Consider the following 7,882-nt stretch of genomic DNA (forward strand, 5'->3'; position numbering starts at 1 on the left):
TTCTTACGCTATTATTCCAGTTTTTTAAAGCAAAATGCAATAGCAAGAAATTCTAACCACTCAATATCAAGTTTATATTTTACATTGATCATCTGAGTTAATCCATACACAAGTGTAAAGTTCAAAAATATAAATAATAAAATCCAAAAAAGGGGTTTATTCTGCCTAAAAACAAAAAACATTCCAATCACGAAAAAAATGTTAAGAAAATATACAGGTAATCTTCGGCTTATTAAAAAATTCAATGAATAGTCATTAATATACCTTTGAGTAAAAGTCCAGAATAAATACATTTGTAAAACAGTTTTTTCTAAATATAGATATGGGTTTTTTATTACAAAACCGATAAACTCCTTTTTTAATTCTTGGTCAAATTCTATCTCGTTTTGAAGCATATAATAGTCAAAATATTTATTTTTATTTTCTACCGAATCAGGGATAAACTTATATTTATTGCTTCCATGGCTTGACATGAAATAACCTGCATAAAAATTTAACCATAAGGATGTTTTGGTTGGAACAAACCTGTCGAACACAATATAGTTTCGGATAACCCATGGCGATATAAGCATGGCAATTATACATACTGATAAAGCAAAATATCCATAAGACCTTTTATATAAAATTGCAAACAAACCAACGGCAATGACTAAACCTGCCACAGGTTGTGTTAATATAACCAATGCTGTAAGAAATGGAAGAATTATCTTCAAGGTTTTTGTTGAAAAGCTCAGAGAAATATATTTTATCCATTGAAAATCATACAGTTGCTTGATTAAATTAAGATAAACTATTGCCCAGCTTATGAATACCGGTATAAATAAATTTGTTACTTCTATTACATTTGAATAATAAAAAAATGTCGGGCATATCATGAAAAGCAAACCGCTCATAATGCTTTGTTTTTCATTTAAAAACAGCTTGGAAAGTTTATAAAGCAAGTATGGAACAATGGAGAGCAATAAATGCTGAACAATAACAATAGGCAATTTATTAAATAAATGGGTGAAAGAAATAATAAGGGCTAAAAAAAGAGGATAAACGGGCGTTTTAAATGCAGTAGGTCCCAATTCAGGGTAATAGCAATATCCATTACCCATGACAACATTTATTGCAATTACATAGTCTTCGACTGACGTAAAAGATTGAACAAATACAATAGAAAACAGCGTTTTAAATATAAAATACAATATTGAAAGCAGCAGCAAGTTTTTTACTGTTAAATAATTGCTGAGTTTTTTCATGAATTTTTCCGCTGGCATAATTAAATTATTGTTTTCTTCAATATGGTTACCCTCATAATATGCTAAACCATAGTCCCTTCCCGATATCGTTTAAGTATCTGTCCCAAAGAAGTGCCATGTATCCATAAAGCTATGTACCCTGTAGCACTCAATGTTAAATAGTTTACGGCATGCCATAAAAGAGCAAGCGCTATTGCTATGTCTCTCGCTACACCAAAAGGGCTCAATGATACCAAAGTTAAATAATGGAAGACCCCGATATACCCTGGAGATGAAGGTATCAGCATGCCCAGCGTAGTTACTACCACCGCAAAGATGATGGCAACAACCGGCACATCCAGCTTCAATGCTTCTGCTGCAGACCATGCGGTTATAATTACCAACACCCATCCAAACAACGAAATGCCGATGATCAACATGCCTATACGGGTGCGCATAACCGCGAATCCGTCAACTAAATGTACAATGAAGCTATGAACCGCAGGCTTTTTCAAAAAGCTTACCCTGTTAGAAACGGTGTCCATCCACAAAACCAACCTGGTCCTCCAAAAAGAGAGAAAAATCATTACAACTATTCCAGCAATTGCAAATACCCCTAAGATTTTTGCAGTATTTGTCAAGACAGGCGGCAAGGATATAAAAGGCAGCAAAACAAGCAATAATATTAATAATGTTGCTAAATCCAATAAGTGTTCTATTATGATGGTTGCGGTCGTACGGGCAATTCCTACGGGTTGTTCACTTACTATTAAAAGAACCCTCGATACCTCACCCAGACGAGCAGGCAGAATGTTACTGATAAAAAAACCAGCACTTAGCGCTGTAAAAATTGAACCAAAAGGCAACCTATACTCAGGATAATACAATAATCGCCATCGCCAAGCCTTCAACAACAGCAAGAATACAACAGACATTACCGAAGGAATTAACCAAAGATAATTTGCATTGCGTAATACCTTCCATAGGCTGGAGAAATCAATACCCCACAGAGCCAGAACCAAGAACGTTGAACTGATTAGTACCTCTAAGGCAAACTGCAGCTTTGTACGTTTTTTAGTTATTATCATACAGACATATCAAGTATTTAGCTATACAGACAGCTTTCTGCCATCTTTCGAAAATAATTTATATTTTTTTATGCCTAAGCGGTTTAGAAAAAATTGTAATGATGTATTCAAAACTCCAATCCCATATATAATGCTACGCGACAAATTTATCGATGAAGCTTCTTTAAAATATTTAGTCGGACAGGAAACTTCTCCAATAGAATAACCAAAAAACAAAGCTTGTGCTAACATCTGGTTGTCAAATACAAAATCATCGGAATTCTCTTCGAGTGGAAGTTCCAACAAAACTTGCTTGGAAAATGCACGATAACCCGTGTGGTATTCGGACAGTTTAGCGCTAAGTAAAATATTTTCAAAAAGCGTTAATAACCTATTGGAGATATATTTATAATAAGGCATGCCCCCCCTTAGCGTTCCACCGCTTATTATGCGTGAGCCAAGCACAATATCATACTGCCCTATGGCAACCAGGGAAGCCATTGCCACCAATAGTTTTGGGGTATATTGATAGTCCGGATGTAACATTATCACCACATCAGCGCTTCGCTTCAGGGCTTCCTTGTAGCAGGTTTTCTGATTCCCGCCGTATCCGCGGTTTTGAGGATGTACTATTGTGGTTATTCCAAGTTTATTTGCTAAATTAGCTGTGTTATCAGAGCTTGCGTCATCTACAAGAATTACTTCATCAATAAATTCAAAAGGTATTTCGTTGTATGTTGTTTGAAGGGTATGTTCAGCATTGTATGCCGGCATAACAACCACTATTTTTTTGCCATGAATCATTTTAATTTACCTCCATTGTTGCCACATGGCAGGTTTGTTTCTTTTCCATTACCAATCCAAGCCTTGAGAATCTGTCCAAGAAAGGCTGCTGCAACAGCAATCATTAAAAAATCAAATGAAAGTCGATACCTGATTCTTGCCAAAAAAAAGGCATTCATAAAAGCACTGAAGAAGTAAATCACAATAAAAGTTAATTCTATTTTAGTCATCGGAAATTTTTGAAAAAGCGCTATGCGAATTAGCATCAGAAAAAGAAGGGGATAATATGTAAAAAACATGATGACATTTTTCCACATAGCCTCTACGTTTGAAGTTGCCAGTTCGTTATAGAAATTAAAATAGTTGATAAATTTCTGAAAGTAAAGGCCTACCGCTCTTCCAGGATTGTTAAATACCCATTCCAAAGCCTTGGAGCGGTAATAACGGTCGGCATCCACTTCATCTAATTGATATTTCTCTACTTCTTTAGAATATTTGCTGATATCGGCTGACACTCCAATATTGGGTGATGCGTTTTCTGAATTTCCCAGCAGAAGGGTTATCCCCATATTAGTTGAAAGAAGAACAAAGCGGTGAAAAACAATGTAATTTCGCAAAGTCCAGCACCCAACAACAAGAATAACTCCTACAAGAAATACAAGAATTTTCATTGTAAAAGGTTTTTTCCCAAATAAAAGTGGTAATCCCGCCAGAATAGGCACATAACAAAGAAAAGTCGGGGCAATCAAGATCAAAAAACCTGTAAGTGTACCGTTCAAAAAAAATTGTCGCTGCTCCGAGTTAGTAAGTTGGAATAGAATAAAGAGAAAAAGCGCAGAGGAGACCATTTGCGGATAAAGTGTGCCGGCGGTGTAAAATAAAACCGGGTAGCAGAGCACCAGAAGGGGCGCGATAACGGATCCATAAGACAGGTTTGCCCGCTTAAGGAGAATGAGATAGAGAAGATATGAACATACTGCCAAAAAAATAAAATTTAATAACCTCAGGAAAAATATATTTGCACCCAGTTTTAGAGAAACTGCCAGCAAGAGCGGGTATCCTAATGGATGAAAGGCTGTTGGCTGACCAAATTCTGAGAACTCTAAACGACTGACAAGAGATTGTGCAATCGATAAATAGTGCTCTTCATCCCTGAAGCGTATGACATCCCCCAGGATTAATGAGTAAAACAGACCACAACCAATAATGACAGAGGAAATGACGAGCGCCACTCTCCCTCTTTCCGACAGTTTTTCAAATAGAGCAACAATTAATCTTTTATTATTTCCAACAAAAGTCATGGGCACAAGCAGAAAATAACTTTACAAAAAAATTAACACCATAATTAAAATTAGACAATTCCATTAATTGAAAAACGTGGAAAATATACGCAAGCATTAATAAAATATATACATTGTTTTTCTGTGCATCGCTTTTCTGTTGACAAAAATAATGCACTTCAATTTAGTATACTCTGATCACCATGCAAAATAAAGAATATATTGAAGAGATGCAGGTCGCAAGAGGAATCGGAATCCTTCTCGTGACTGTCGGACACAGCGAACCTATTCGCGAGGTGTTTCCATTAGTTTTTAATCTAATATATTCCTTTCATATGCCGCTCTTCTTTTTCCTGTCTGGATTCTTTGCTTTCAAACTTACAAAAATCAAGTCTTTTTCGCAATGGCTCAGTACAACCCTCCCGAATACATTCACATTAGTAATCCCATATCTTACAATAAGCATTATTTATACAATTATAAAATTCTATTTGCCGGATCTAGTGAAAAGACCTGTCTTTTTGAGCGAAATCCTTATCAACATTCTTTTTTATCCTGGAAATAATCCAGCACTATTTTTATGGTTTCTCTATACACTCATTATCATAAGATTAACTCTACCTTTTTTACTAAAAATAAATTATATTCTGCTGCTTTTACTTGCATTGCTTTTCAATATACTCTCACTGGATATCCATATATTTGGTCTTGGATTGTTTTTAGATTATTTTATTTACTATCTCCTCGGATTGTATATTTATACATTCAAGGAAAGTTTCTTACTGATGTTAAAAAATAAAAAAATTCTAATTTCCAGCTTAGCTTGTTTTATTATCGGAAATTTTTTACTACAATACACAAATTTTCCCTTGATAAGGTTTCTAATCGCAATATTAGGTACGCTTTTTGTTTTATCTTTTTGCTTTGTTTATATAAAAATATTCCCAATAAAAATATTTGAAAAACTTGGCAGCTATTCCTTACAAATATATCTGCTTCAATATTTCTTTATCTTTCCGACCAGTTATTTTCTTAAAAAATTATCTGTTAGTGGAGAATTTATTGTAATGACATCATTTTTTGTCGGTTTAGCAGGTCCTTTATTGATTATTCATTACTTATTGCCAAACTGCAGGATCCTTTCATTGCTTCTCAGTGGGAAAAGAGTAAACTGACCGTTACCCCCTATGTGTAACGCTACGCATAACCGACGGGTAAAAGCACAGCTAATTTGCAGAGCATATCGAAAAACAATTTGCAAAAACAGCATGCTTTTCTAATTCTTGATATATGAAATAAACATTATTTTTTTAGAAAATATTTTTTGTATATTTTTTTATCTTATTAAGAAAGAATTCTAAATTTTCAGTTCTTATTAGACGAAGAAAACAATATTCATTAAAAGGTCGGTCATCTGTAATAGAAATATCTGAAGCTTGCTGATGTTGATCATAAAAAACTTCTAATTTTAGTAAATTACTCCAAATATTTATCAATGTATCTGTTGAACTCCATTCAAGCCGATCATTCCTGGCGGCTTTTGGCATCCGTGATATGGCTTCTAATACAGTAGGAATCTGAATAGGGCTCGTTGAAGCTAAATAATGATGACCTTCTCCAGCAATTGATCTATATATGAGTACATATGGGAAAGAATGAATAAGAGCTGTTGTTATAGCTGCTAACGTATCAGCTCTACACTTTGGGACCCACTGTTGAAGAATACCATTAGACATTAGTCTCGATTGAATCAAAGAATAAAACTCTTCAGAGTAAAGAAGGCTTGATGCTGCAGCTTCTACTGGTGGTGGTGGATCAATCGTTATAATATCGAATTTTTTATCTGTACGTCTTAAGAAACGCCTTCCATCATCAACAATGATTCTTATGTTGGGTTGAGCGAGAATACGATCTGCATCAAGATGATAATATCCAAAAGCTTTCGCTACGCTTGGCACCAACTCCACAGCTGTAGCATCAATGCCCCAGCTTGCAAGTGAACGAAGTGTCGTTCCCATTCCAAAACATATTACCAAAGCTGACTGTGGCTCATGTTTCAAAAATGCAAGCGGAATATGGGCCATGTCTTTAGTGCTTACAGTCAAATAAGTTTGTAACCTTCCATCAACTAACAGCTCTTTCGTTTCGCCATCCCTGAACGATACTACAGTTGCTGTGTAATCATGGCGTACTACTGCGCCTTTTATTTTTTTGTATCCCTCTTCAAGACTGATACTTGCAAACACAGAAAAAAGTAAGATTACCAAAAGGATGGGGGTTAGGATAATACGGTTTGTCGTTACTATACTAAAACTCCTCCAATGTCTCACAAAAAGCCATAGAAATGGCAGTGAAAGAATAATAATTGAAATTCTGGAACCAAAAAGGGGTAAGAGTATATATGCGGCAATAAGAGGACCAAGCACACAACCTGCAATGTTAACTGCATACATCATTCCGGCACTTTCAGGATCACCTCCTGAATTTTCATCAATTATTTTAGGAGTTAAATAACCCAAAACAGCACATATAGGGAAAATGCTTATAAGAGGAATCCTACTGATAAAGGGAATTCTGGGATCGGTAAATATAATTGGAAAGAATGATGATACGGAAAGCAAAAAAACGAGAAAAGGAACATTCCAGGTGTAATCTTTGACTTTATGCTTACGATAAATATATGAGCCCAACCACGTTGCAAACAAATAAGTAAAAAGCAGAATTGCAAAAGAATATACTAAAGTCCCTAATACAGGCGTGAATGCTCGTATCCATACAACTTCCATTCCCATAGAGCTAAAACCTGTAATAAATAATATAGCCCATACCACATAAGGGATTGGGACCTTTGTGCTATCTATCGCTTCGGACTGTTTTTTATCACAAACTTTATATCTAACAATTTTATTGCCTTCTGAATAAAAAAAACCAAATAAAGCAGCCAACAATGAAATAATGATATTTATTCCGGCCGATATAAATAAAGTATTCCTAAAACCAAATACTTCAATCATAAAAAAAACCGTGAAGATTGTACCTGTCATTGCACCAACCACATTCGCAAGATACAGAAAACTGAAGGTAGTCTTCTCATTCTGATAATGCTCTTTCAAAAAAGCCATCATCAAAGGATATGTTGCTCCCATCAAAATACACCAGGGAAGTATAGCAATGGCTATCACAAAAGCCGACAGGACTAAGTAAATAACCGATCCAACATTCCCAACTGGCAGAAGAAAATTATCACCAAGTTGGAATAAATAAGGAACAGATGGTCCTCCTAAACCAATTATAAACTCTGATATTGCATAGAAATATATTGCAGATATGTTAAATTTTCGGGTTACGACATTTATCCACTTGCTTACTATCCAGGAACCAAAAAAAAGGGTACTGTCAACATAATTGTGTAAATTTTTTATAGAGGGGCAAATTAGGACGTACCTTCCCTATTTTCGTTGTTCTCCAGTTCATCTCCATCTTCAGTGAGATAAATGCCAGGAGCAGGTAACAGGCATTCTCTCCGGCT

The 7,882-nt window shown here is 35.3% G+C and carries 6 protein-coding genes; 1 reads left to right on the plus strand and 5 read right to left on the minus strand.

What is annotated here, in order from left to right; genetic code table 11:
• Positions 1-11: 11 nt before the first annotated feature.
• The 4 genes from NTX75_04710 to NTX75_04725 all read right to left on the minus strand — a co-directional run bounded on the left by NTX75_04710 (position 12) and on the right by NTX75_04725 (position 4,305).
• Positions 12-1,244 (minus strand): hypothetical protein, encoded by a 1,233-nt coding sequence (locus tag NTX75_04710; protein MCX5815530.1) that lies wholly within the window; start codon positions 1,242-1,244, stop codon positions 12-14.
• A 62-nt stretch (positions 1,245-1,306) separates the two neighbouring features.
• Complete coding sequence (locus NTX75_04715; GenBank protein ID MCX5815531.1) at positions 1,307-2,311, minus strand: lysylphosphatidylglycerol synthase transmembrane domain-containing protein; 1,005 nt, start codon at positions 2,309-2,311, stop codon at positions 1,307-1,309.
• A 21-nt stretch (positions 2,312-2,332) separates the two neighbouring features.
• The gene (locus NTX75_04720) at positions 2,333-3,094 is read right to left on the minus strand and encodes a glycosyltransferase family 2 protein (GenBank protein ID MCX5815532.1); all 762 of its coding nucleotides are present in this window, start codon (positions 3,092-3,094) and stop codon (positions 2,333-2,335) included.
• A complete protein-coding gene (locus tag NTX75_04725; protein MCX5815533.1) occupies positions 3,091-4,305 on the minus strand; it encodes a hypothetical protein in 1,215 nt (404 codons plus the stop codon). The genes NTX75_04720 and NTX75_04725 overlap by 4 nt, the downstream gene beginning before the upstream one ends.
• A gap of 251 nt (positions 4,306-4,556) precedes the next feature.
• Between NTX75_04725 and NTX75_04730 the strand changes: the two genes are divergently transcribed.
• Positions 4,557-5,528 carry an acyltransferase family protein gene (locus NTX75_04730; protein MCX5815534.1) on the plus strand — a complete coding sequence of 324 codons (972 nt, stop codon included), beginning with the start codon at positions 4,557-4,559 and terminating at the stop codon, positions 5,526-5,528.
• 135 nt (positions 5,529-5,663) lie between these two features.
• Here NTX75_04730 and NTX75_04735 read toward each other — a convergent pair whose 3' ends face one another.
• Positions 5,664-7,499 carry a fused MFS/spermidine synthase gene (locus NTX75_04735; GenBank protein MCX5815535.1) on the minus strand — a complete coding sequence of 612 codons (1,836 nt, stop codon included), beginning with the start codon at positions 7,497-7,499 and terminating at the stop codon, positions 5,664-5,666.
• Between the last annotated feature and the right edge of the window lie 383 nt (positions 7,500-7,882).

It is taken from the genome of Pseudomonadota bacterium, from assembly GCA_026388315.1.
Taxonomy (GTDB): domain Bacteria; phylum Desulfobacterota; class Syntrophorhabdia; order Syntrophorhabdales; family Syntrophorhabdaceae; genus MWEV01.

Coding starts and splice junctions, on each gene's coding strand:
- NTX75_04710 (MCX5815530.1), bottom strand. CDS start 1,244: ATGAAAAAACTCAGCAATTATTTAACAGTAAAAAACTTGCTGCTGCTT.
- NTX75_04735 (MCX5815535.1), bottom strand. CDS start 7,499: ATGGGAGCAACATATCCTTTGATGATGGCTTTTTTGAAAGAGCATTAT.
- NTX75_04720 (MCX5815532.1), bottom strand. CDS start 3,094: ATGATTCATGGCAAAAAAATAGTGGTTGTTATGCCGGCATACAATGCT.
- NTX75_04715 (MCX5815531.1), bottom strand. CDS start 2,311: ATGATAATAACTAAAAAACGTACAAAGCTGCAGTTTGCCTTAGAGGTA.
- NTX75_04730 (MCX5815534.1), top strand. CDS start 4,557: ATGCAAAATAAAGAATATATTGAAGAGATGCAGGTCGCAAGAGGAATC.